The organism is Candidatus Planktophila lacus (assembly GCF_002288325.1).
Taxonomy (GTDB): domain Bacteria; phylum Actinomycetota; class Actinomycetes; order Nanopelagicales; family Nanopelagicaceae; genus Planktophila; species Planktophila lacus.
Genome location: NZ_CP016780.1, coordinates 117,751 through 142,198 on the forward strand (window position 1 = coordinate 117,751; position 24,448 = coordinate 142,198).

Sequence of the window (24,448 nt, forward strand, 5' to 3'; positions counted from 1 at the left end):
GCGCAAAGTAATGGCCACACGTCGAAACATTGTTTGGTTTCGACGGGATCTGCGTATTTCAGATCACCCTGCTTTAGTTGCAGCGATTGAAAATAGCGATGAGATAGTTCCTGTCTTTATCCTCGATAAAACTCAGATCGCTGAAGCTGGCGCAAAACTCCTTGCCTATATGGGTCAATCACTTCGCGCACTCGATGAATCACTTGGCAATAAATTGCACATTATTGAAGGCGATCAAGTTGAAGTCTTAAAAGAACTTATTGAACTTTATGGAGTTTCCGAAGTTCACATCTCAACTGAGTACGAACGCTTTGGCGCAGAACGTGATCTACGTGTTGAAAAGGCTGGCATCAATTTAATCCGCACCGGCAGTCCTTATGCAGTTGCACCGGGTCGAGTTGTAAAGCCAAGCGATGGAACTCCATATCGCGTTTACACACCTTTCTATCGTGCTTGGTGTGTACATGGTTGGCGCGCACCCGCCAAGACTCCAAAAGAAATTAAAGCGTCAACTCCACCTGCTAAGTACCGTGCTTTTCCTGATTTTCCAATGCCTGCTGGTGTTGAAGTAATTCAAGCGGGAGAAGCAGCGGCCCTGGCTCGCTTTAAAGAGTTTGTTAAGAAAGGCCTCGATAGTTACGACGAAAACCGCAACTTTGCTGGAATTGATGGCACATCCAAGATGAGTACCTACTTAAAGTTTGGCGAGATCCATCCGCGTACTTTGATCCAAAACTTAGGCGATTCCAAGGCGCACGATACTTTCCGTAAAGAGATTGCTTGGCGCGAGTTTTATGCCGATGTTCTCTTTAACAACCCGCACACCGATACCGATTACTACGCACCACAATTTAAGGCGATGCGTTACGACAAACCCGGCAAACAATTTAAAGCTTGGTGTGAAGGAAAAACTGGTTATCCATTTGTTGATGCCGCGATGCGTCAGTTGGTTCAAGAAGGTTGGATGCACAATCGCACTCGCATGGTCGTGGCATCTTTCTTAGTTAAAGACCTGCACCTTGAATGGCAACTAGGTGAGCGTTTCTTTGCAGAACACTTAGTTGATTTTGATCCCGCATCAAATGCTCACGGCTGGCAATGGACTGCTGGCACTGGAACCGATGCTTCACCTTATTACCGAGTCTTTAATCCAATTGAACAAGGTCGACGCTTTGATGAAAACGGCGATTACATTCGCAAATATGTTCCTGAGCTAGCTCATTTATCTGCGGCAGAGATACACGAGCCATGGCTTTACTTAGATGGATATTCAAAGGGATATGTTGAGCGAATTGTTGATCACGCGGCCGAACGTCTGGAATCACTTGAAAGACTTAAGGAAATCAAGGCTGATAAGCCGCTGCCTCCACAATAGCCACACCGCTGCGCTTTGCTTCATACATAGCAGCATCAGCCCGTTGCAGTAAATCACCGTTCTTATCGTTTCTAACATGTCCGATACTTACGCTAATTAAAATTTGATTTCCACCGACATTAAATGGATAACTCAACGTTGCTCGCAACGCATGTGCAACTTCTAAAGTTGTATCGGGGCTACCTAGCACGATTACTCCAAACTCATCTCCACCAAGCCTTGCTAAAACAGATCCCGTTGGTAGTGATCGACTAAAGCGCATCGCAACTTGTTGCAGAATTTGATCGCCCATCTCATGTCCGTATTGATCGTTAACTGGTTTAAATCCATCTAGATCCAATAAAAGTAGCGCACCTTCCACGCCACTTAGCGCGCCGATTTCAGCAACTAAACGGCGACGATTGGGTAGACCAGTTAACTCATCTGTGCGCGCCAAGATCTTCTCTTCACCTAAATTACTTGCTTGTCTGATTACAAGTGTCATTCTTATAAAAGCCATAAATAACGTTGCGATCGTTGGAATAACAACATAGATCGGGAAGTAATCAGGACGGAGCGCAATTGCAGATAGCAGCGCCGGGCTGATAAAGATTGAGACTGCAATTAACGCTGGATGTATTTTGGTTTCAGGCTGCAGATTATTTGGCGCTTCCCATAAAGAGAAGGTGATGATGGTTATTCCGAACAACCAACCGTTATCGCTGATCTGTCCAAATTGGTAGGAATTAGTAATTTGCGCCCAAAGAAAATAGAAATCAGTGATTGCAAAAATCGTAACTCCAGATATCAAAAGCGCTGATCTATTTGAAAATCCAGAGACAACTGCGCTAACAATCGCGATAACCACCAAAGCGATATCGCAGACGGGATATAAGACTGCAAAGAAGGCGCTCGTGCTATCCCCAGGGATATTGGAGATAAATTGAATAAGAATCAACGCAGTAACTATTGAACTCAAGCCCAGCCCAAAGATCGCCGCATCTAGCAGCTCAAGTAAACGCAGCCGCTGCCTCCGGCCAAGAATGCGTGGAATTGCCAAGAAAGCAAAAGGATAGAAGAGCGCATATGCGATATTTGAAAACAATAAAGAATTAGCGCTGAAGTTAAAGAATTGAGCAAGGCTCGAATAAAGTGAACCGATTCCCCATGAGGCAATTGCTAGCGCAGTGAAAGAGATGGCAAATGGATCACTATGCAGCGGTGCGCGGATTAGCGAGATAATCGCGGCAACGATAATTAAGTTAAAGAGAAATAGATCTAGAACCATTCCAGCATTTATCTGCAGAAGTTTGGCGGCAGTATGTCCGGCCAAAATAGCCGGAGCGAACCAATTCCAGATTAGATGGGTTCGCACCCACGTAAGTTAAGGCGTGCGATTAAGCAAAACGAATAGGGCTAACCTAAGGCTTACCAAATTCGATTTAGAGTTTAACTGTAAGAGTTAGAAACCCTTGCTGCAGATCAACTTGGCCATGCCAAGTGTGGTCTCAATATCGGTCTTTGAGCTCTCATATTGGCTGAGCGCTTGTTCTTTTGCTCGCTCACTGCGATCACCCTGCTTACCAACAGTTGAGTAGGCCTTAATCGCTGCTTCATAGCTACGAACCGCTGCGGCATACTTATCGATAGTCGCCTTGTTCTTAGTTAGATTTGCAGTATCTGCTCGCAAGGCTGTTAGCGCAGTATTGATCGTTGCAATCTTTGCCTGATATTCAGGGATCAATTTATTAGCCTTCTCAGTTTCAATCGCTTGCTTGGCCATATCTGCATCGAGCTTTGCAACAGTTTCATCTGTCGCAGCTTTGATCTTTGGCAAGTTTGCAACGGCCTTGTTATAGGTATTTGCTGTGTTAAGGCAATCCAGTGACAACCAAGTTAGCTTTGAATTCTTGACCAATGGGTTCTTTGCACAACGGTATGAAGAACCGCTTACCTTTGTGGTTTGGCCAGCCTTTTTACAAGCAACGCCATTGCTGACCTTGGTTGCAGCACTTGCTGGTACTGCAGTGATAGATGCGAGTACGAGAGCGGTGGCTCCGGCTACGACGATGGCCTTACGAAACATGAAAACCTCCATTGATGATGAGGCTATGTTAGCCAACCAGAGGGCTGATCTATGGGATACAAACGGAGAAAAGCGTGTGAATTAGCGTTGTTTGACTCGCAAATTCATACCAACCCTGCGGACCAGCGGCCGTGGAGCCAGAGTTATAAAACCCACTAAGAGTTTGTATTGCCATCCCGGAATCGAGACCGCCTTACCTGCTTGCGCATCCTTCCAAGCTTTCGCGACAAGTTGATCGGAGTTAAGCCACATGAACTCTGGCAATCCCGCCATCTTCATACGGCCGCGTTGATGAAACTCTGTGCGAGTAAATCCCGGACAGAGCGCTGAAACTTTTATCTTGGTTGCAGCAAGTTCGGTGTGAAGTGATTCGCTCAAAACAGTTAGATACGCCTTTGATGCGCTGTAGGCACCGCCTGCAATAAAACTAGCAACCGATGAGACGTTGATTACCGTTCCTGAATTACGTTCTTTCATCCCAGGAAGTGCAATATGCATTAAACGCATAGGTGTACGAACCAAAACTTTGAGAACTTCCTCCTCTTTTGCCAAATCACTCATCGTAAATGCTTTATTTATTCCAAAGCCGGCGTTATTAATCAGCACTTCAATCTCATTACTCTTAATAAACTCTTCAACTTTGGCACAACCAGATTCAGTTGCTAAATCAGCGACGATCACAACAGATTCGGCGCCGAAATTATCTTTTAGCCCTTGTGCTCTTTCGTGCAAGCGAGCCTCATCGCGCGCGACTAAAACCAGATTAAATCCTTGCGCAGCTAGTAAGCGAGTGAAGCTTTCACCTATTCCGGCGGTTGCACCGGTTACTAGAGCCCACTTTTTCATATCGCCTCCGCAAGTAATTTACTTAAGAGCGCCATAAGCGCTGGCCGGAACAACTGGATCGTTAGGTCGTATTGGAGCAAGATACTTGTAAGGAGCGTTTTGTGCGGGACGCTGATCAGCCTCACCATTATTTGGCCACAATGACATTGCGCGCTCTGCTTGCGCAGTAATTGTTAGCGATGGATTCACACCCAGATTTGCGGTGATTGAAGCGCCGTCGACTACGTGAAGAGTTGGGTAGTTATAAACGCGGTGGTACGGATCGATTACTCCAGTTTTTTCATCTGCCCCAATTACGCAGCCGCCAACAAAGTGGGCGGTAAATGGTGCACTGATTAAATCTCCAATATGCCCGCCTGCGATTCCACCATATTCATTTGCGATATGTCGCACCGCTTGATTAGCCGCGGGAATATAAGTCGCATTTGGCTTATCGCTATCGTTCTTGGAAGTTAACTTAAATCCAAATAAACCGCGCTTTCCCTTTACGGTTACCGCTGAGTCAACATCTTGCATAACAAGTGCGATTACCGTCTTCTCGCTCCAGTGGCGCACATCAATTATTCGCAACAGCAGCGAAGGCTTAGCGAAGAACTGCTTTAACCAATGGCGACGCCTTTCTTTTCCAGTAAATCCATCAGTCATGATCGTTTGCAGCAAGCCCATGAAGTTGCTTCCTTTGCCATAACGAACAGGTTCAATATGGGTATGTTCATCAGGAAAGAAGGAAGAGGTTATAGCTGCTCCACGACTGAAATCGTTATCGCGGTTATCCATAAGCGCACCAGTGAGGGCTTCACTATTTGTTCGGGATAGCGCGCCCAGGCGATCTGAAATGAGTGGTAATTGTTTACGTTTCATCTTATGCAATAACTTCTGAGTGTTAAATGTTCCGGCAGCAACCACAAGTTGATCTGCAATAAAGGTTGGTCCGCGCGAGCCATCCCAAGCTCCGGTCTTCTCAGTTTTAATTCTCCATTTTCCATCGCTACGCTCTTCGAATTCTGTAACCGTTGTCATTGGAAATACTTTTGCACCAGCACCTTCAGCAAGACCCAGATAATTCTTGGGCAGAGTGTTCTTTGCGTTGTGGCGACAACCGGTCATACATTCACCGCAGTTTGTGCAGCCTTTGCGATCTGGTCCTTTGCCACCAAAGTAAGGATCACTCGCTGCTACGCCTTCACCTTTTCCAAAGTAAATTCCAAGTGGCGCCATCTTAAAAGTTTGTCCAACGCCCATCTTGGTTGCCGCTGATTTCATAGCCACATCAGATGGCGAGAAGTAAGGATTCTCTTCAACTCCCAGCATGCGTCGAGCTTGTTCATACCAAGGTTCGAGTTCGCGTTTCCAATCAGTGATATCTGCCCACTGTTTATCTTGGAAGTATTTATCGCCAGGTTGGTACAAAGTATTGGCGTAGACCAGTGAACCTCCGCCAACGCCTGCGCCACAAAGGACAAGTACATCGGGGAGGATATGAATTCTTTGGATTCCGAAACAACCGAGTGCTGGCGCAAATAGAAATTTATTTACGCGCCATGAGGTCTTAGGGAAGTCCTTATCTGCAAATCTCTTTCCGGCTTCAAGGACAGCTACGGTGTAACCCTTCTCGCGCAATCGAAGCGCAGTAACGGATCCACCAAAACCGGATCCGATTACTACGACATCGAACTGCAATTCCTTTGCCATCGCAGCCTCCCGTATTTAAACGGTTAACTCCTCGACTGAGATTCCAGCTGTTGATTCATCACGAATATGCCAACTGGTTCCGTACTCTTCAAGTAGATCAAGGAAAGGCTTGGCATCAAACCATTCTGGGCCGTTTACACCTTCTGGTTTCCATGTTCCCTTGTGCAATAACTCCATCGCAATAACTGGATTTATTGCCGTCTGCCAAACAACTGCTTGATCTCCGTAATTAGCCATTGACCATTCGTTATCTACAACGTTGTACATGTAGCACGCATATGGTTTGCCTGACTTATCAAGGCCTTTAACTAAAGTGCCGGCGCAAGTTTTTCCGCGCATACGTTCACCAAGAGTTGCTGGATCTGGAAGAGATGCGGCAAGCAGATCGCGCGGTGAAACGGGGTGGCCTTGAACTTCAACTGTCTCTTTACGATCCATACCGAGCATATGAATTGTCTTTAGAGTTGTGATGAATTGCGCACCAAGTCCGTACTTGAAGTTAACTTTCTTGGCATCGACTTTCTGCGGAATCAAAACAACTTCTTCGTGCTCAACGTTTACGCACTCAACAGGCCCGATTCCTTCAGGGAAATCAAAGACCTCTAGCTCGCTAAATGGTTCAGTTGTAAACCAACCGCGACCATCTTCCCAAACTAGTGGCGGATTCAAACACTCTTCAATAGTTGTCCAGATTGAAAAAGATGGAGCAAAGTCAGCGCCTTCAACTACCAAGTTAGAACCGTCGAGAATGGTTACTTCATCGATTCGGCTAAAGAGATGGTCAGATGCATATTTAGCAAAGACATCGCTCATTCCTGGCTCGATACCCATACCGACTAGCGCGTAAATACCGCGTTCGCACCAGTTCCAGTCACGAGCGAATTGTTCATCGCCGAGCTTTACTCCAGTTTCAGAATTTGGGTAATGCGGATGCGGACGAGAAAGAGACATCGCCATATCCATGTAATTTGTATTTTCAATTTCACAAGCTAAGAAGATCGGCATAACAAAGCGCGGATCTACGGCGTTAATGACAATATCTGGATTGGCCTTGCGAATCAGTGCGCGAATATCCTCGAGTTCTGCGGCGTTCACCTCCGCAGCTGAAAAGCGGGGATCTTTTACTCTTGCTACTGCTTCTTCGGCGCGTGACAGGTTGCGGTCTGCAATGACCATTGAAGTAATAAATGGTCGACGAGATGCGATATTTGCTATTGCCCTGCCAACTCCGCCTGCGCCGATAACGAGCGCTTTCATGGGTGGCCTTTCATTCTTTAATACACACGATTCATTGTTGAACGCGTTAGCCCTATGTTAATCGTAGAGATAACCTTTGCCAAGCGAAGATAACTTTTACGCAGGTCCCCGTAGCTCAGTGGATAGAGCAACCGCCTCCTAAGCGGTAGGTCGCAGGTTCAACTCCCGCCGGGGACACCAATTAAGAATTAGCTGAAAATAACTGTGCGATGTCCAACGATAAAGATGCGATCTTCAGCATAGAGTTTTACCGCTTTAGCAAGTACGCGACGTTCGATATCTCGACCAAGTGCGATTAACTCTTCAGGTGAAGATGAATGAGTTACATGTGCAACATCTTGTTCGATGATTGGACCTTCATCTAAATCAGCAGTAACAAAGTGTGCGGTTGCACCAATTATTTTTACACCGCGATCATGGGCTTGGTGATAAGGCTTAGCGCCTTTAAATCCTGGCAAGAACGAGTGATGAATATTGATGATCTTGCCCGGAAGTGCCGCGCAGAAATCGTTTGATAGAACCTGCATGTAACGAGCCAATACAACAAAATCAATTTTTAACTCTGCAACTTTTGCCAGCATAGCCTTCTCCTGAGCAGCTTTATTTGAGACATCAACTGGCAGATACATAAATGGAATTCCATGAGATTCAACCAACTGCTTCAGATCTTCACGGTTTGAAACGACTAGTGGGATTTCAATCGGTAGCTCACCGAGTTCAAGGAGATACATTAAATCACGCAGGCAGTGGCTCTCTTTAGTAACCATAACGAGCGCTCGTGGCTTCTTTGCAGTCTCGCGAATATGTAGCGCTGGTGAGAATTTTCCTAAACCTTCGCCCAAACTCTTCTCGGCAGCGGCCAGGCCTTGTGATGTTTCGAAGCGAGTGCGCATCACAAATGTATTTGTTGTGTGATCTGTGAACTGCTGATTTTCAATGATGTTGCCACCGCAGTTAAGCACGGCAGTTGTCATCGCATGGACAATGCCTGGTTGGTCTGCGCATTGCAGATTTGCGATGAGATCCATGTCGTAAGGGTACGCGTTAGCGGTTATAGATAGAAATTAGTGGGTCAGTCCTAGTGGGTCATTGTGAAGCGGCGCAGCGGCTTTGGCGCCCACCAGTTGGTCTCACCAAAGAGTCTCATCAGCGCTGGAACTAATAAGGCGCGAATTAGCGTGGCATCGAGCAATACGGCGAGTGAAACGCCAAAGCCCAACATCTTGATGGATGTAACGCCACTTGTCATAAATGCAGCGAAGACGACTGCGAGCAGGAGCGCTGCTGCAGTAATAATGCGTGCAGAACGTTGCAGACCAGTTGCTACAGATTCGATATTGCTCTTGCCAGCCATATGTTCTTCGCGAATGCGAGAGAGTAGGAAGAGTTCATAATCCATTGAAAGCCCAAAGACAACAACGGCAACCAAGATAACGGTTCCAGAATCTAGCGTTCCGGTAACGGTGAAATCACCCACTAACCATTTGAGATTACCGTCGATAAATATCCAAGTGACTGCGCCAAGAGTTGCAGTTAGCGATAGAGCATTTAGCAACACCGCTTTAATCGGCAAGATAATTGAACCGGTAAAGATAAAGATCAAGATCATTACCCAGAATGCGATCCAACCAAGTGCCAGCGGCAAAGTTCTGGAGATTCCACTCTGTGAATCTGTGAAATCGGCAGCTGCACCACCAATTAAAGTCCCTGCAGGTTTATCCAAGGCGCGAATCTCTTTAATTAGCCTTTCAGCATCCATGGTGCGAGAAGATTGGCCCGGAATGACTTGAATACGTAAATCACTTCCGTAAGTTTCGATTTCTCCGACGCGTGCAATTCCGTCAACTTTGGCGACCGATGTAAGGAAATCACTTACTTGGCTTTCTCTTCCGACACCGTTGGGAATAACAACTTCGATGGGGCTGCCTTCAAATCCGCTAAATCGTTCGGTGATCTTTGCTGAACTAATCGCAGCAGGATCACTTGCTGGCAGAACGCGAGAATCTACTTGCGCAAATGCAATATTTGTAATTGGCGCAGCCATTACTCCAAGCAACAGAAGTGAACCAATCACAACAGGCACTGGTCGCTTCATGACATTGCGCGCAGTGTGCGCCCAACGACCATCTTCTTTTGGAGTTATTCCACCTTTTCGTACAGCACCCTTATCAATTTTGTGTCCAAGTAGCGCCATGATTGCAGGTAGCGGAATTAACGCGCCAAGAACTGCCAAGGTAACAACGCTTACCCCGGCATAACCAAATGATTTAAGGAAATCTAATGGAAAGAATAAGAGCGCACTAAGCGTTACAAGCACAGTGAGACCTGAGTAGAAAACTGTCTTTCCGGCAGTGTTAATCGTTGTGCGCACCGAGTCTTCAACGCTCTTTCCAGAGTGCAACTCTTCACGGAAGCGATTGACCATTAATAAGGCGTAATCAATACCAAGACCTAGCCCTAGACCGGTGATCAAGTTAAGGGCAAAAATGCTCACATTGGTAAAGAGAGTGATTAGATAAATAATAAAGAAAGCGCCAAGGATTGCACTTATTCCAACAACCAGTGGCATCGCTGATGCAACGAGTGCTCCAAATACAAAGATAAGTAGTAAGAAAGTCAGTGGTATCGCGATGGATTCGGCAAGTAACAAATCTTGTTCAATTTTATGGTTAATCGCATAAGTGACTACACCGGCACCTGCTGCATAGATCGTCAGATCTCCGCGCTTGCCATCGAAAGCAGCTTGAATATCTTTACCAATTTGTCCGATCGAATCAAAGTCACCTACCTCGGTATTTGCATAGGCAAATAAAAATGCCGCTTTACCGTCAGTTGATTTCAAGTTAGGTGCGCCGCCTGTTGACCAGAAAGAGAGAGTCTTTGAGATTCCGGCTATTTGCCCAACTTCTTTCTCAACTGCAAGTGCTTGTTGTGAAATCGCAGCGTCATCAACGTTCTTGTCACCGCTATCAATAATTAAAATAGCAACAGGTTCTTCAACTTTGAACTTTTCAGATAAGTACGTTGCTGCTTTTGCAGATTCGCTATTGAGATCTGAATATCCACCCGAATCTAATTTTCCGAAAGCGAGTGAACCAATGCCACCGGCAAGGAGAATTCCGAGAGTGAAGAGGATTAAAACGCGCTTGCTGCGCTTAACTATGAAATGACCGAGGCGTTCGAACACAAGCAAACTATGTAGGATTAGCCATAGTTAGGCAATTGAGAATTGCGTATTGAGGGGGTGAAACGCGTCATGTCACAACTGTTCCCAGAATCTTCTAAAGATGAACGCGATCCGCGTGAGGATGAAAACGAATCAAAGCGACGCGAGGAAGAGATTAAAGGCGATAAGCCGCCTCATCACGACGACTGATCTCAGCAACTATTCAGATTTAGATGGTGTTGCAGGTTTTGGTGCTGAATCTGTTTTATAGAAACCAGATCCTTTAAATACAACGCCAACTGCAGAATAAACTTTTTTAACTTCGCCCTTACATTCAGGGCAGGAAGTTAGGGGCTCATCAGAGAAGCTCTGGAAAGCCTCAAAGGCGTGCTCGCAAGCAGAACATTGATATTGATATGTAGGCACGCGCTATCACTCCTTCTCTTATTCGTTTAAATCACAGCCCCAGGGGCTGGTGGTTAAGTCTAAAGAAGTGAGACGATAGAGGCGAATTGAGAGGCAGGTCTACCAAGTGAAGCGTTTAGCGGCAGTTATTGCAGCGCTGGGATTTACCGTTCTTCTAGCAGCGCCTGCGCTTGCTAACTCTCTTGTTGCCACATCACCAATCGCTGGTTCGACTCTCAAAGTAGAGCCAAGTGCAGTGACGATCACTGTTGAAATCACACCTATGGATATGGGCAATGAAGTAACTGTCACAGATCCATCCGGTCGTCGCGTAGATGATGGCACCTTAACTGTCGCCGGAAACGATTTGATTGTTGGAATGAAACCAATTACTCAGTCAGGTGTTTATAAAGTCTCTTACAACATTATCTCCGAAATGGATCTGCCACTCGAAGGATCTTTCGTCTTTAACTTTTCAACTCCAACAATTTCCGTGCCTGAAGAAGTGGTTCCAACAACGCCTGCAAAGATAGAAGGCAGCGACTTCGGAACCAACTTATTTGTAATCGGACTGCTGGTTGCTTCACTAGCGGTACTGATTGCACTTGCGCTGTATGCGCGAAAGATTTTTAACGAGCGATGAATTTACTGGAGATAAGTAAATTCTTATCCCTAGCTGCGGGCATTACCACAATCGGTTTGCTCCTGGCCATCGCCTTCTTTTTAAATGATGTTGAGGGAAAGCTTGGGGAAACCGCCAAAGCCTTAAGAAATATAACGGCAATTGCGGCTCTGACTTGGGCGATAACAACCGGAATTTCGATAGTTGCAACTTTGGCGAATATTCTCGGAACAGATTTATCGGAAGCTTTAGATCCAACGTCAATGCGTTCCTTTATCTCGCAGGTAACGCTCGGCAAATATATGTTTGCGCAACTCTGTTTGGCGCTACTAGTTGCATTAGTAGCGATTCGTATCAGAGGCGTTGCCGGTGCAAATGCACTGCTCTTGCTAAGTCTGGCAGCGATCATTGCACCAGTCTTTGAAAGCCACTCTGCATCTAGTGGTTCGCACGCGCTGGCCATCGGGTCTTTAGTAGTACACGTCATTGCAATTTCTCTTTGGGTTGGTGGTTTAGTAGCGATCACCTTCTTAAGGGCGCAAGATCGTGCAATGGCGCTGCCACGCTTTAGCGCCCTAGCTTTATGGACAGCGATCGCGGTATCCGCTAGCGGAACTGCAAATGCTTGGGCCAGACTTAATTTTCAAAGCGCCTGGAGTTCAGAGTATGCGCGTATGGTGTTGCTTAAAATCTTATTAACGGCAGCGCTTATCTTTTTTGGCTATTTGAACCGTCGCCAACTGAAAGGTTCACTTAAATTAAATGGAAAGCAATTAGGACGTTTAATTTCAGTTGAAGTTTTGATCATGGCTATAACTACCGTTGTTGGCTCCAAACTTTCAACTATGCAACCACCTTTGCGTGCCGAAAGCTCTGTACTTGATCCCGGCTTAGCAGTTGCTGGAATTGCAACGCCACCACCTCCAAACCTTTGGCGCTTAGTCTCTCTCTACGATCCTGATGCGTTGATGATTGGCGTTTTGGTAACTGCCGTCGCACTCTATATAAGAGGAGTAATTATTCTTACGCGGCGTGGTGATAAGTGGCCAGTAGGACGAACCGTTGCCTTTGCTCTTGGAATTAGCGCAATTGATTATGCGACAAGCGGTGGCTTAGGTGTTTATGCCAAGTTCTCATTTGAGTATCACATGATTGCTCACATGCTTCTTGGAATGGTTGCACCAATCGGAATTGTTCTAGGAGCACCGATTACCTTGGCGCTGCGCACTTTGCCACAAGGTCGTACGAACCAAGAACGCGGAGTTCGTGGAACGCTAATTGCATTGCTCCATTCAAAACCTGCAGCAGTGTTTACCAACCCAGTATCTGCTCTGGCCCTCTTTGATGGCTCACTCTTTGTTCTATATATGACACCGCTCTTTGGAAATCTGATGCAGTCACATCTCGGTCACCTTGTCATGAGCGTTCACTTCTTACTTGCCGGAATTCTTTTCTTCCACGTCATTATCGGAATTGATCCCAATCCAAGAAAAGTTCCACACATCGTGCGCATAGTTATTCTCTTCGCAGCGATGAGCATCCACGCCTTCTTTGCGGTCGCACTCATTTCCACTTCGACTCTGCTTGATCAGGGTTACTTTGCTTCACTGCAAACACCCTGGAATTTGGATTTGCTTGCCGACCAGCATGCAGGTGGTTCAGTCGCATGGGCGATGGGCGAGATCCCAATCCTGCTTGCGCTGGTAGCCACGTTTATTCAATGGATGCGCGATGACTCTCGCGAGACTAAGCGCATTGATCGAAATGAAGCGCGATTAGCGGCCATGGGTGAACCTGATGAACTTGCTCAATACAATGCATACTTATCTAACCTTGCAGCACAAGACCGAGAAAGAAAAGGCAGAGGCTAACGATGAGCGCGAACGATCTTTACGCACTTCCATCTGAGTACAACGATCTACGTGAAAGCGTTCGTGCGCTTGCTGAACATGAGATTGCTCCACATGCTGCAGCTGTAGATGAAGACCATCGCTATCCGCAAGAAGCAGCAGATGCGTTACTTAAAGCCGGACTAAGCGCTGCACATGTTCCAACTGAATTTGGTGGAGAAGGCGCAGATGCTGTTGCCACAGTAATAATTATTGAAGAAGTTGCGCGAGTTTGCGGTTCATCTTCGCTAATTCCAGCGGTAAATAAACTTGGATCGTTGCCACTAATTCTGAGTGGAAGCAAAGCGCAGAAAGAAAAGTGGCTGCCACAACTTGCAAAAGGTAAAGGATTTTCTTACTGCCTCTCTGAATCTGAAGCGGGCTCAGATGCATCTGCCCTGAAAACTAAAGCAGAGTTAAAAGATGGATCTTGGGTAATCAATGGAAGTAAGAAATGGATTTCTCACGCTGGAGTATCTGAGTTCTATACAGTTATTGCGCAGACAGATCCAAGTAAAGGATCTAAAGGAATAACCGCCTTTATCGTTGAAAAATCTGATCCCGGAGTTTCCTTCGGAGCTCCAGAGAAGAAGATGGGTTTTCGCGGATCTCCAACTCGCGAAGTTTATTTCGATAACGTAACAATCGGAGATGATCGCCGGATCAGCGAAGTCGGCGCAGGGTTTGCACTTGCGATGGATACTTTGGATCACACTCGCATCACCATCGCGGCACAAGCTTTAGGTATTGCACAGGGTGCGTTAGATGTTGCGACCAAGTACTCACACGAGCGTAAACAATTTGGCAAAGAGATCTTTGATTTCCAAGGCGTTCAATTTATCTTGGCAGATATGGCGATGAATATTGAGGCTGCTCGTCAATTAACTTATGCAGCAGCAGCACGTAGCGAACGAGGCGATAAAGACCTGAAATTTTTCTCTGCAGCAAGCAAAACTTTCGCAAGCGATGTCGCAATGAAGGTAACAACAGATGCAGTGCAGGTTCTGGGAGGATATGGCTATGTCTCTGACTATCCAGTCGAACGTATGATGCGCGATGCCAAATTAACTCAGATTTACGAAGGCACCAATCAGATTCAACGAATTGTTATGGCGCGCAATCTACCTAGAGGTTAATTGAAGCTAAGAATTGAATCTAAGAATTAAATCTGGAGTTGCTGCAGCGTTTAGCGGCACATCAAATTCTTCACGAGGTAGATCAACGCTAGAGATCTCATCTGGATGGATCAATCCGATACTCCATGCAGAAAGTTTTGGAAGTGCGCGATCGTAGAAGCCCCCACCTTGCCCCAAGCGATATCCAGATCTATCAATTCGTAGAGCCGGTACAACAATTAGATTGATAAGTGAAAGATCTGTAAGTGCGGCTCCAGTTGGTTCGAGAAGTTGTTTTGATAACTTGCTTGGCGCAAGTTGATCTCTTGATCCGTTCCAAAGTACCCATTCGAGATCGATGCCATTTACTCGCGGCAGATAAAGATCTTTGCCACTTTTCAAAAGCGCCTGATTTAGCTCTTTCGTATTTGGCTCATCTCCATAAGAGATATAACTAGCGATAGCGCTTGCCTTAGAAAATTCTAAAGATGTAGCAAGGTATGAAAAAGAGTGATCTAGATATCTTTCGCGGCGTTCAAAACGATAGCGAGTGCGAAGTTCAGACTTCTCGCTTGCTGCACTCATCTAAATCCCCAATTATCTACTGCACTAGAAGTATTGTTTCCGATTATGTCAGACCGCACTCGTGTAGATGAGTTCCTGTCCTCTCTATTAGCGATCTGTCGACCACTCGAAGCATTTGAGATGTCCCTGCTAGATGCGCATGGCGCAACTCTTGCCGAGGATATTTATGCCGGAGAACGTCTTGTCCTCAAGTCCGGTTCCAGAATTCGCTCGACACAGATCGGACTAGCGGCATCTATTGGTCGCGATCATTTACCAACACGTCCACATCCCCGTGTTGTTGTGCTTTCGGCAGGCCCAGATTTAGTTGAACCAGGTAAAGAGTTAAAGGCTGGCGAAGAGTACGAGACTAATTCGTGGTTGTTAACTACTGCTGTGCGTGAAGTTGGAGCAGTTGCATATCGCGTCCACACAATTCCTGACGACGAAGCCCAACTGCAGGCGGTTATTGAAGATCAATTGGTTCGCGCTGATTTGATTATTATCAGTGGAGAACGCCACGATGATTCATTTGATCTAATTACTCGCACACTTTCGGCAATGGGTGAGATAACAACCGTGGATATCGCTATCGAATCTAGCGGCCGCCATAACTTTGGTGTGATTGGCCCAGATAAAACTCCGGTTGTTACATTGCCAGGTGATCCAGTCGCTGCCTACATCTCATTCGAACTTTTCATACGCCCGATGATTCGCACAATGCTTGGTGCGGCAACAATTCATCGCCCATCAATTAAGGCAAAGCTTGAGAAAGCAATTACCTCATCTGGCGGATATCGCTCCTACATCCGAGCCGTCTTATCTGAAGATGGAAAATCGGTTCTCCCATTGTTATCTCAAGGTTCAAGTACTCAGGATGAACAAGCCACGCTCTCTGATGCCAATGCATTTATTGCAGTTCCAGAAGGCGATTTAAATATCGCCGCAGGCAGTGATGTCACTGTTGTCGTGCTCGAGCGCCGTTATATATAAGTATTGATATAGGTCTAGATATGTCTGAGCACTGGCCGATTTTCTTAACTCAGGGCGAGTTGCAATTACGCCCGCTGCGAATCCGCGATCGTCGTCGTTGGCTACTAGTCCGCGCCGAAAATAAAGATTGGCTCTCTGAATGGGAGGCAACGCTTCCAAAAGTTCCGGGAGAGAAGAACTCCAGCCAACTACCTTCATTTAGCGAGATGGTCAGATGGCATCGCCGTGAAGGGCGAAACGGACGCTCTTATTCACTAGCTATTTGGCAGATTAACCAGCAAGGGCGCAACCTAATCGGGCAGATAACTATGGGCGGAGTTTCATACGGTGCGATGCGCGGGGCGCATATCGGCTACTGGATCGATCGCGCATATGCCAACCGTGGATTTACAACACAAGCGGTAAATATGTTGACCCGCTTTGGCTTTGAAGAACTGGCCTTGCATCGAATCGAAATAAATATTCGCCCCGAAAATGCACCTTCGATAAAGGTCGCCGAGAAAGCTGGCTATATTTTTGAAGGTTTACGACCTAGGTATTTACATATCGATGGAAAATGGCGTGACCATCACTGTTATGTGAAAGAAAATTCCCAGGTCATTTAACCCTCTAAATCCACGGGGCGGCGGGGGTGCTCCTCTAACCTTGACCCATCATGGCTTCTGGAATTATTTATCTTTCGATTATCGGCATGTGGGTGGCTTACTTCCTCCCACGCTGGGTTCACGATCGAAACGAGTTCTCTGGAAAAAATGTAGAGAGATATAAAAGCGCACTTCGCATAGTTGCAGAAAATTCTCCGGGTGGAAGTTCTGGAACCGGGGTAATTCATACCGACCTAGATCGTGAAGCAAAAATTGCTCAACAACTTATGCGCCGCAGAATTATCTTCTCAATAATTATTATCGCTTTCGTAATGACGACAGTAGGTGCGATTATGCAAACTCTTGCAATTTCATTTATCGGAGTACCAGTAGTTGGATTGGTTCTCTACTTGGTACATGTTCGCCACCAAACAACAACCGACCGAGCGCGTCGTCGCCGCGTTACTCAGATTCATCGCACAACAGTTGGTGTCTCATCAACAAACTTGGCAGAGGTTGTCGCACCGAAGCCTTCGACTGAACATTGGATTCCACTTTCCGAACGTGAACTAACTGGTGTAACGCTTTTGCCTAAGGGAACAGCAGCCGCTCGTGGAGAATGGCAACCAAACTCTGTGCCGGTTCCAACTTATGTAAATGCTCCAAAGGCGATTACTCCAAAGCGGGTTATTGATCTAACGACACCTGGTCAGTGGAGTGAAGAACAAGAACGCCTAGAACGCGAAGCCCTTGCCGCGGCTGCGCCATCGCGCGATGAAATCTTTGATCAACAACTTGCAGATGAAGCTGTAGAGCGCATGAAGCGCAACCGCGCTGCCAACGAATAGTTAGATTTAAACCCAGGAAGGCAGCCACATACGCGCCTGCCATGAATCGTAAGTAATCACATCTCCTGTGAAAAGTGGCAGGAAGAAGATGAAATTTACAAAGATCGCAAAGGCGATAAAGCCCAGCACCACATAGCTATTTCGCTTGTTTTCAAAGTGCATCAATAGCGCGTAGGCGCAGTAAATAACGGCAAGAATCAAGAAGGGCTGAAAGACAATTGCGTAGAAGGTAAAAACCGTGCGCTCTTGAAAGAAGAACCAAGGTAGATATCCAGCAGCCATTCCAGCAATAATTAAATTTAGTGGTGGTTCATAACGTTTAACGGCTATCGATCTAATCCAAAAACCCAGCACTACAGTAAGTGCGATAGTTCCCAACCACCAGAGCAGCGGTGTTCCAAGAGCGAGAACTTCCTGCGAGCAATTCTCTGCCCCGCAATTCTTTGGGGTCTCATAGTAGAAAGAGGTTGGTCTTCCCATAATCAACCAACTCCACGGGTTGGATTGGTAAGAGTGTTTTTCTACTAGCCCGGTGTGAAAGCCCAACATCTGAGAGTGATAATAAATAAAAGATGTAACAACATTTTCAGAGTAATCGCGCGCCCACCCACGGCTGCTGGCAAACCAACCAGACCAAGAAGTTATATATAGCGACATTGGGACCAACCCATATTGAGCAGCCGTCTTTAGCGTTGGCTTAATTAAATCGCGACCAGTGTTATGTGCGAACGCTCGATAGAGCGCAACAACTGCAAAGAGTGCAAGGAAGTAAAGACCACTCCATTTGGTTGCAACCGCTAAGCCGAGTGCGATGCCAGCCCACCAGTGCCAACGCGCCATGAAGAAATAAGTCGCCAGCAAAATGAAGAATGAGAGATAGATATCCAGTAACGCGGTACGAGAATGTACTAAAGCCAATCCATCCATCGCCATAAGCGCACTTGCCGCAATTGTTATGTAGGAATTTCTAAACAGGCGCTGCGCTATGAGCGCGATTAAAACGATCATGGCAGAGCCAAGAAGTGCGCCCATAAAACGCCAACCAAATTCGTTATCGCCGAATAGCTTTATACCTAGCGCTATCAGCCACTTTCCAACCGGTGGGTGAACGACAAATTCTGGGTCATCTCCAGATATTTCAACGCCATGGGCCAAATAATCGCGCGCACCATCTACGTAATAAACCTCGTCAAAGACGAAGCCCTTTGGAGTTCCGAGATTGAAGAGCCGCAAGGCAAGTGAGATCAAAGTGATCGCGCCAACGTAGATGCGGGTTTTCACATACCTAGCGTACTGAGAGGATGTACCCATGGCGCTCACGTTGGCAGCAACTCCTCTGGGAAATCCCGGCGATGCAAGCCCGCGCCTAAAAGATGCGATCGCAAACGCTGAAGTTATCGCCGCTGAAGATTCGCGCCGCTTTCATCGCTTATGTTCTGATATCGAAGTTACCTTTACTGGCCGAGTTATTTCATTCTTTGATGGCAACGAAACAGAACGCACACAAGAGATTCTTGAACTACTGCGCGCCGGAAAGAACGTATTAGTTGTATCGGATGCTGGAATGCCAACCATTAGCGATCCGGGTTTTCGTCTAGCACGTGATGCGATCGCTGAAAATTTAACGGTAACAGTTATTCCTGGACCAAGTGCACCGGTTATGGCGCTTGCGTTATCTGGACTTGCAACAGATCGCTTTACCTTTGAAGGGTTTGCACCGCGCGCACTTGGCGCGCGTCAAGCACTCTATGAATCACTCCGCTTTGAAGAGCGCACGATGGTTTTCTTCGAAGCGCCACATCGCATCACCGAATCACTGCAAGATGCCCTTGCGGTATTTGGTAGCGATCGCAAGGCAGCGATCTGTCGCGAGATGACCAAGACTTATGAAGAAACAGTTCGCGGAACTCTTGCTGAACTAGTTGCTTGGTCCACCTCAAAAGAGATTTTGGGGGAGATAACCATGGTTATTGCAGGCGCGGCTGTCGGAACAGCGGAAGTGACTGCAGATCAGGTGGTTGCGCGAGTTCGTGAATTTGAGGCGGCGGGCATGGATCGCAAGGCGGCAATTGCAACTGTGGCCGATGAATTCGACCTGCCTAAGCGGATCGTTTATGCAGCGGTAGTTGATGCGAATAAGATGCGTTCGTGAAATCTTTCTACCTAACAACGCCGATTTACTATGTAAATGATGCGCCGCATATTGGCCATGCATATACAACCGTTGCCGGCGATGTCTTAACTCGTTGGCATCGCCAACGCGGTGAATCTGTTTGGTTCTTAACTGGAACTGACGAGCATGGTCAGAAAGTAATGCGTACCGCTGAGCAAAATAACGTTGCTCCACAAGCTTGGGTAGATCGCTTGGTGCAAGAAGCCTGGAAGCCAAATTGGACCGCGCTAAATATCGCAAACGATGATTTCATCCGTACCACCGAAGCCCGTCACACCGAACGCGTACAAAAGTTTCTGCAATCACTTAAAGATGCTGGGCATATTTACGCTGGTAAATATGAAGGCCCATATTGCGTCGGCTGTGAAGAATTTAAATTACCTGGCGATCTAATCGATGCCGATGGACAGAAGCTCTGTCCAATTCATAGCAAGCCGGTTGAACTCGTAAATGAAAATAACTGGTTCTTCCGCTTATCGGCATTTGTTGAGTCGCTCTTAGAGCACTACCGCAAAAATCCAGATGCCTGCCAACCAGAAAGTGCGCGCAACGAAGTTGTCTCATTCCTTGAAGGCGGCGTTTCTGATCTTTCAATTTCACGTTCTACATTTGATTGGGGCATTCCAGTTCCTTGGGATACCGATCAAGTTGTCTACGTTTGGTTTGATGCGCTCCTTAACTACGCAACTGCAGTTGGTTTAACTGATGCGCCAGATACAGAAGGCGGCAAGAAGTTTGCTCAAACTTGGCCAGCAGATGTTCACTTAGTTGGAAAAGATATTTTGCGTTTCCATGCTGTTATTTGGCCGGCGATGTTGATGGCTGCAGGCCTTGAAGTACCTAAAAAAGTATTTGCTCACGGTTGGTTGCTAGTTGGCGGCGAGAAGATGAGCAAGAGCAAGCTAACCGGTATCGCACCTTCTGATATCACCGATCATTTCGGCGTCGATGCCTTCCGTTATTACTTCTTGCGCGCTATTCCTTTTGGCAGCGATGGCTCTTTCTCTTGGGAAGATATGTCGGCTCGCTATACATCAGAGCTCGCAAATGACTTTGGCAACCTAGCTTCACGCTTGGCTGCGATGATTGAAAAATACTGCGAAGGTAAAGTGCCGGCGAAAGCTGCCGATGCCGGACTTTCTGCAGCGCTAACTAGCACCGTTGAAAAAGCCGATGCTGCAATGGTCGCACTTGATTTCCAGGGTGGAATCAACGCGGTTATGGATTTCTGCAAGAAGGTAAATGGCTATGTAACCGAGAAAGAGCCATGGATCCTGGCGAAAGATCCAGCAAATAAAGCAGCGCTAGAAGAAGTTTTATATAACACCGCCGAATCACTTCGCGCACTTGCCGTCTTGTTGCATCCGGTAATGCCGGCAACAACAGAAATTTTGTGGGAATCACTTGGTGCAAATGCAACTATTGGTGCACTTGCAGATCAACAGATCTCAAAGGTTGCACAATGGGGACAACTTCCCGAAGGAACTCTTGTAACTAAGACTCCAGTGCTGTTTCCACGACTCGAGACTAAAGAGTAATTTCCTATGGCAGATCGCCACAATCGCGATATTGATCGCCCTCTGGCGCCAGCGCCAAAACCACTTCCTGTTCCTACGGTTGATGCACATGCACATTTGGAAATCGTTACCGATGCTGCACCTGATTCAGCAGAAGTAAAACAAGTTTTAGATGATGCAAAAGCTGCTGGCGTAGATCGCGTTGTACAGGTTGGGTACTCAGCAGAACAATCAAAATGGTGTGTTGCAGCGGCTGAACACTTTAACGACCGCGTGCTTGCCGCAGTTGCGCTGCATCCCAATGAAGCGCCCGTTGTTCCTGATTTAGAAGCCGACTTAAAGATCATCGAAGAACTTGCGAGCCACCCACGCGTTCGCGCAATTGGTGAGACCGGTTTAGATTATTTCCGCACTCCACCCGAACTGCGCAAACGTCAACAAGATTCCTTTAAATGGCATATCGAGTTAGCGAAGAAGACAAAGAAGGCGTTAGTGATTCACGATCGCGATTCGCATGATGAAGTCTTATCTATCTTGCTCGAAGTCGGGGCTCCCGAAAAGACTGTCTTTCACTGCTTCTCAGGCGGAGTAGATATGGCCAAGCTCTGTATCGATCGCGGATACATACTTTCATTCGCAGGCACGTTAACTTTTAAAAACGCACCCGAACTTCGCGATGCGGTAAAACTTGTGCCGCACGATCAGTTATTGGTTGAAACAGATTCTCCTTTCTTGGCTCCTATGCCAAATCGCGGCGCGTTAAATACTCCAGCACAAATCGCAAACATTGTTCGCGCCATGGCTGAAGAACGTAACGAGAGCGTTGGCGCACTCGCCCAATCACTCTCCGATAACGCCGAACGTATCTTCGGGCCATTTGCCGCAGGAACCACGTTATGACCCTGCTTGGTGCTGCAGAAATTCGCGCCCTTGCTGAAAAGTTAGATTTAAAACCTGCCAAAGCACTTGGCCAGAATTTTGTAATTGATGCCAATGTTTGCCGCAAGATTGTTCGCACCGCTGGCGTTACTGCCGGTGATGTCGCACTAGAGATCGGTCCCGGCCTCGGTTCGCTAACTCTTGCGCTAATGGAAGAAGCAACCAGCGTAATTGCCATTGAAATTGATTCACGTTTAGCAAACCAACTACCTATAACAGCTGCGCTACATAGCGATCGCAGCGAAATTCTCACTGTCATCAATCAAGATGCTCTTCAAGTTAAATCACTTCCAGGTGAGCCAACAGTCTTAGTTGCGAACTTGCCTTACAACGTTTCAGTTCCGGTCTTCTTACATCTTTTAGAAATCTTGCCAACTCTGCGCAGTGGCGTTGTTATGGTGCAAGCTGAAGTTGCAGATCGTCTAGCTGCAAAACCAAATACCAAAGAATATGGAATTCCGAGCGTTAAAGCCGCCTGGTGGGCAGATGTAACAGGTGCTGGTTCAGTTTCTCGTTCGATCTTCTGGCCGGCGCCAAATGTGGATTCAAAGTTAGTTGGATTTAAACGCCGTGAAACACCAGGTAATGAAACTCTGCGCAAGGAAGTCTTTACGATTATCGATTTAGCATTTGCACAACGTCGCAAGATGCTGCGTGCTGCTTTATCTTCTCGCTATGGCGGTTCCGCTGCTGCTGAAGCGCACTTGATCGCTGCCGGAATCGACCCAACTCTGCGCGGTGAATCACTCGATATCCATGGCTTCTGCAAAATTGCCCAACAAGGTTTAGAGTCTTAGCGTGTCCAGAACCAACCGCAACTCTGTCACCGTACGAGTTCCTGCCAAGGTAAATCTGCAATTGGCGGTTGGCCCACGTGAGGCCGATGGTTTCCATAATTTAGTCACTGTTTTTCAAGCGATCTCAATTTATGACGATGTCACAATTACTAAATCTGCACCAGGTAACGGAATCACTATTTCAATCATTGGTGATCACACACACGGAGTACCAGCAGATGCCACAAATTTAGCCGTGAAAGCAGCACAGTTAATCGCTGATGACTATGACTTTGTTATTGATGCCCATATAGAAGTGAATAAATCGATTCCCGTTGCAGGTGGCATGGCAGGTGGCAGCGCCGATGCCGCCGCAGTAATAGTTGGCGTAAATGAACTTTACGAACTCGAGATGTCACGAGAAGAGATGCACGAATTCGGCTCACAACTTGGTAGCGATGTTCCATTTATGATTTCTGGTGGCACTGCAATTGGTCAAGGTCGCGGCGATCAATTAACTGCAGCGTTATCGCGCGGCACATATCACTGGGTTTTAGCGCTCTCAACCGTTGGTTTATCAACTCCTGCGGTTTATCAAGAGTGCGATCGACTGCGCGCCGGTTTAGATATCGCAGCTCCGCAAACTAGCGATGCGCTGATGCAATCTTTACTTGCCGCAGATTCGAAAGCAGTTGGTCAAGCGCTACATAACGATCTGCAATCAGCGGCTTGTTCGCTGCGCCCGGCGCTAACTTTGGTTCTCGATGTCGGCGAAGAATATGGCGCACTTGGTTCGATCGTTTCTGGTTCCGGGCCAACCGTTGCATTCTTAGTTGCCGATGAAGAGCAAGGTTTGGATTTAGCAGTTGCCTTAACTTCTAGCGGAGTTGTTGGCAGCGTTGCCCGAGCCTATGGCCCAGTGCATGGTGCCAAGGTCATCTAATTATTTTAGTTATCTAGTTTTCTTCGAGATGCGCAGCGAGTGCGCTAAGTAAATCGGCTAGAGCTACTTTCTGATCACGGGTTAAGCCCTTTAATAATTCACGTTCTTGTTCAAGCAAACCTTCTAGCGCCTCATCAACTGCGCGCATTCCGGATGCAGTTAAAGTAACAAGTGAACCGCGGCCATCGTCAGGATCTGGCTGACGCGTAATTAACTTCAACTCTTCTAAACGATCTAAACGATTTGTCATGGTGCCACTTGTAACAAGTGTTTCTTGCATAAGTGCGCCAGGGGAGAGTTGATATGGATCGCCAGAACGACGCAGTGCAGCTAAAACATCGAAGCCCGAAGTTTCCAGATCGGCGAAAGCATCACGACGGGCGATATCTAAATTTCGAGAGATACGCGAAATACGGCTAAGCACCGCAAAGGGGCTGATATCTAAATCGGGGCGCTCGCGCTTCCAATCCGCGATTAGGCGGTCGACTTCATCACGGTGCGCGCTCATAGGTCTAGAGGATATATCGCTTACGGGGATCGCCCTGAAATGGTCGCGAGCACACATGGATATGAGGGAGAATATGCGTTCCGCCATTGTGTAGTGGCTAGCACATGGGCCTTTGAAGCCCAGGGTCCAGGATCGATACCTGGTGGCGGAGCAATTTAGATTGCCCGCCGA

The 24,448-nt window shown here is 47.0% G+C and carries 22 protein-coding genes, 2 tRNA genes and 1 pseudogene; 14 read left to right on the plus strand and 11 right to left on the minus strand.

Annotation, left to right across the window (positions count from 1 at the left end; translation table 11 throughout):
• Nucleotides 1–10: 10 nt before the first annotated feature.
• On the plus strand, nt 11–1,375 hold the full coding sequence (locus A1sIIB106_RS00560; RefSeq protein ID WP_095676973.1) for a cryptochrome/photolyase family protein: 1,365 nt from the start codon (nt 11–13) through the stop codon (nt 1,373–1,375).
• Here the strand turns inward: A1sIIB106_RS00560 and A1sIIB106_RS00565 are convergent.
• The 5 genes from A1sIIB106_RS00565 to A1sIIB106_RS00585 form a co-directional block, all read right to left on the minus strand.
• Nucleotides 1,344–2,729: a GGDEF domain-containing protein gene (locus A1sIIB106_RS00565; RefSeq protein ID WP_095676974.1), complete on the minus strand. Its 1,386-nt coding sequence runs from the start codon at nt 2,727–2,729 to the stop codon at nt 1,344–1,346. The genes A1sIIB106_RS00560 and A1sIIB106_RS00565 overlap by 32 nt on opposite strands.
• Nucleotides 2,730–2,816: 87 nt before the next feature.
• Nucleotides 2,817–3,440 carry a hypothetical protein gene (locus tag A1sIIB106_RS00570; protein WP_095670584.1) on the minus strand — a complete coding sequence of 208 codons (624 nt, stop codon included), beginning with the start codon at nt 3,438–3,440 and terminating at the stop codon, nt 2,817–2,819.
• An 81-nt stretch (nt 3,441–3,521) separates the two neighbouring features.
• Nucleotides 3,522–4,286, minus strand: a complete 765-nt coding sequence (locus A1sIIB106_RS00575; RefSeq protein WP_095676975.1) for an SDR family NAD(P)-dependent oxidoreductase — start codon at nt 4,284–4,286, stop codon at nt 3,522–3,524.
• A gap of 18 nt (nt 4,287–4,304) precedes the next feature.
• Nucleotides 4,305–5,978 carry a GMC family oxidoreductase N-terminal domain-containing protein gene (locus tag A1sIIB106_RS00580; RefSeq protein WP_095676976.1) on the minus strand — a complete coding sequence of 558 codons (1,674 nt, stop codon included), beginning with the start codon at nt 5,976–5,978 and terminating at the stop codon, nt 4,305–4,307.
• 15 nt (nt 5,979–5,993) lie between these two features.
• Nucleotides 5,994–7,235, minus strand: coding sequence for a saccharopine dehydrogenase family protein (locus A1sIIB106_RS00585; protein WP_095676977.1), 1,242 nt, complete (start codon nt 7,233–7,235; stop codon nt 5,994–5,996).
• Nucleotides 7,236–7,339: 104 nt separating this feature from the next.
• Here A1sIIB106_RS00585 and A1sIIB106_RS00590 point away from each other — a divergent pair.
• Nucleotides 7,340–7,415, plus strand: a tRNA-Arg gene (locus A1sIIB106_RS00590).
• A gap of 8 nt (nt 7,416–7,423) precedes the next feature.
• Here the strand turns inward: A1sIIB106_RS00590 and purU are convergent.
• The 3 genes and pseudogenes from purU to A1sIIB106_RS00605 all read right to left on the minus strand — a co-directional run.
• Nucleotides 7,424–8,263, minus strand: coding sequence for a formyltetrahydrofolate deformylase (gene purU / locus A1sIIB106_RS00595; RefSeq protein ID WP_095676978.1), 840 nt, complete (start codon nt 8,261–8,263; stop codon nt 7,424–7,426).
• Nucleotides 8,264–8,313: 50 nt separating this feature from the next.
• Complete coding sequence (locus A1sIIB106_RS00600; RefSeq protein WP_095676979.1) at nt 8,314–10,422, minus strand: MMPL family transporter; 2,109 nt, start codon at nt 10,420–10,422, stop codon at nt 8,314–8,316.
• A 201-nt stretch (nt 10,423–10,623) separates the two neighbouring features.
• Nucleotides 10,624–10,827, minus strand: a pseudogene (locus A1sIIB106_RS00605) (FmdB family zinc ribbon protein); the annotation flags it as partial.
• A 106-nt stretch (nt 10,828–10,933) separates the two neighbouring features.
• Here A1sIIB106_RS00605 and A1sIIB106_RS00610 point away from each other — a divergent pair.
• From A1sIIB106_RS00610 to A1sIIB106_RS00620, 3 genes are read left to right on the plus strand one after another with little or no spacing between them, the layout of a single operon-like run.
• Entirely contained in the window at nt 10,934–11,449 is a 516-nt protein-coding gene (locus tag A1sIIB106_RS00610; RefSeq protein ID WP_095671778.1) for a copper resistance CopC family protein, read from the plus strand.
• Nucleotides 11,446–13,299: a bifunctional copper resistance protein CopD/cytochrome c oxidase assembly protein gene (locus A1sIIB106_RS00615; protein ID WP_095676980.1), complete on the plus strand. Its 1,854-nt coding sequence runs from the start codon at nt 11,446–11,448 to the stop codon at nt 13,297–13,299. Before A1sIIB106_RS00610 ends, A1sIIB106_RS00615 begins: the two co-directional genes overlap by 4 nt.
• A gap of 2 nt (nt 13,300–13,301) precedes the next feature.
• Nucleotides 13,302–14,453, plus strand: coding sequence for an acyl-CoA dehydrogenase family protein (locus tag A1sIIB106_RS00620; RefSeq protein ID WP_095676981.1), 1,152 nt, complete (start codon nt 13,302–13,304; stop codon nt 14,451–14,453).
• A 6-nt stretch (nt 14,454–14,459) separates the two neighbouring features.
• On the opposite strand, the gene A1sIIB106_RS00625 is transcribed toward A1sIIB106_RS00620, so the two are convergent.
• Complete coding sequence (locus tag A1sIIB106_RS00625) at nt 14,460–15,017, minus strand: 5-formyltetrahydrofolate cyclo-ligase (RefSeq protein ID WP_095676982.1); 558 nt, start codon at nt 15,015–15,017, stop codon at nt 14,460–14,462.
• Between the two features lie 45 nt (nt 15,018–15,062).
• On the opposite strand from A1sIIB106_RS00625, the gene A1sIIB106_RS00630 reads away from it, so the two are divergent.
• From A1sIIB106_RS00630 to A1sIIB106_RS00640, 3 genes are read left to right on the plus strand one after another with little or no spacing between them, the layout of a single operon-like run.
• Complete coding sequence (locus tag A1sIIB106_RS00630; RefSeq protein WP_095676983.1) at nt 15,063–15,989, plus strand: molybdopterin-binding protein; 927 nt, start codon at nt 15,063–15,065, stop codon at nt 15,987–15,989.
• A gap of 20 nt (nt 15,990–16,009) precedes the next feature.
• The gene (locus tag A1sIIB106_RS00635; protein WP_095676984.1) at nt 16,010–16,594 is read left to right on the plus strand and encodes a GNAT family N-acetyltransferase; all 585 of its coding nucleotides are present in this window, start codon (nt 16,010–16,012) and stop codon (nt 16,592–16,594) included.
• 50 nt (nt 16,595–16,644) lie between these two features.
• A complete protein-coding gene (locus A1sIIB106_RS00640; protein WP_095676985.1) occupies nt 16,645–17,421 on the plus strand; it encodes a hypothetical protein in 777 nt (258 codons plus the stop codon).
• Between the two features lie 6 nt (nt 17,422–17,427).
• Here the strand turns inward: A1sIIB106_RS00640 and A1sIIB106_RS00645 are convergent, their stop codons facing one another.
• On the minus strand, nt 17,428–18,702 hold the full coding sequence (locus A1sIIB106_RS00645) for a dolichyl-phosphate-mannose--protein mannosyltransferase (protein ID WP_223299495.1): 1,275 nt from the start codon (nt 18,700–18,702) through the stop codon (nt 17,428–17,430).
• A 28-nt stretch (nt 18,703–18,730) separates the two neighbouring features.
• Between A1sIIB106_RS00645 and rsmI the strand changes: the two genes are divergently transcribed.
• The 5 genes from rsmI to A1sIIB106_RS00670 are packed head-to-tail and all read left to right on the plus strand — an operon-like array spanning nt 18,731 to nt 23,769.
• On the plus strand, nt 18,731–19,573 hold the full coding sequence (gene rsmI, locus A1sIIB106_RS00650; protein ID WP_095676987.1) for a 16S rRNA (cytidine(1402)-2'-O)-methyltransferase: 843 nt from the start codon (nt 18,731–18,733) through the stop codon (nt 19,571–19,573).
• The gene (gene metG, locus A1sIIB106_RS00655; RefSeq protein WP_095676988.1) at nt 19,570–21,132 is read left to right on the plus strand and encodes a methionine--tRNA ligase; all 1,563 of its coding nucleotides are present in this window, start codon (nt 19,570–19,572) and stop codon (nt 21,130–21,132) included. Before rsmI ends, metG begins: the two co-directional genes overlap by 4 nt.
• Before the next feature lie 6 nt (nt 21,133–21,138).
• Nucleotides 21,139–22,011, plus strand: coding sequence for a TatD family hydrolase (locus A1sIIB106_RS00660; RefSeq protein WP_095676989.1), 873 nt, complete (start codon nt 21,139–21,141; stop codon nt 22,009–22,011).
• Nucleotides 22,008–22,847 (plus strand): 16S rRNA (adenine(1518)-N(6)/adenine(1519)-N(6))-dimethyltransferase RsmA, encoded by an 840-nt coding sequence (gene rsmA / locus A1sIIB106_RS00665; protein WP_095676990.1) that lies wholly within the window; start codon nt 22,008–22,010, stop codon nt 22,845–22,847. Before A1sIIB106_RS00660 ends, rsmA begins: the two co-directional genes overlap by 4 nt.
• 1 nt (nt 22,848) lies before the next feature.
• Nucleotides 22,849–23,769: a 4-(cytidine 5'-diphospho)-2-C-methyl-D-erythritol kinase gene (locus A1sIIB106_RS00670; RefSeq protein WP_095676991.1), complete on the plus strand. Its 921-nt coding sequence runs from the start codon at nt 22,849–22,851 to the stop codon at nt 23,767–23,769.
• Between the two features lie 13 nt (nt 23,770–23,782).
• Here the strand turns inward: A1sIIB106_RS00670 and A1sIIB106_RS00675 are convergent, their stop codons facing one another.
• On the minus strand, nt 23,783–24,277 hold the full coding sequence (locus A1sIIB106_RS00675) for a MarR family winged helix-turn-helix transcriptional regulator (RefSeq protein ID WP_095676992.1): 495 nt from the start codon (nt 24,275–24,277) through the stop codon (nt 23,783–23,785).
• Nucleotides 24,278–24,356: 79 nt separating this feature from the next.
• Here A1sIIB106_RS00675 and A1sIIB106_RS00680 point away from each other — a divergent pair.
• A tRNA-Gln gene (locus A1sIIB106_RS00680) sits at nt 24,357–24,428 on the plus strand.
• Nucleotides 24,429–24,448: the final 20 nt, after the last annotated feature.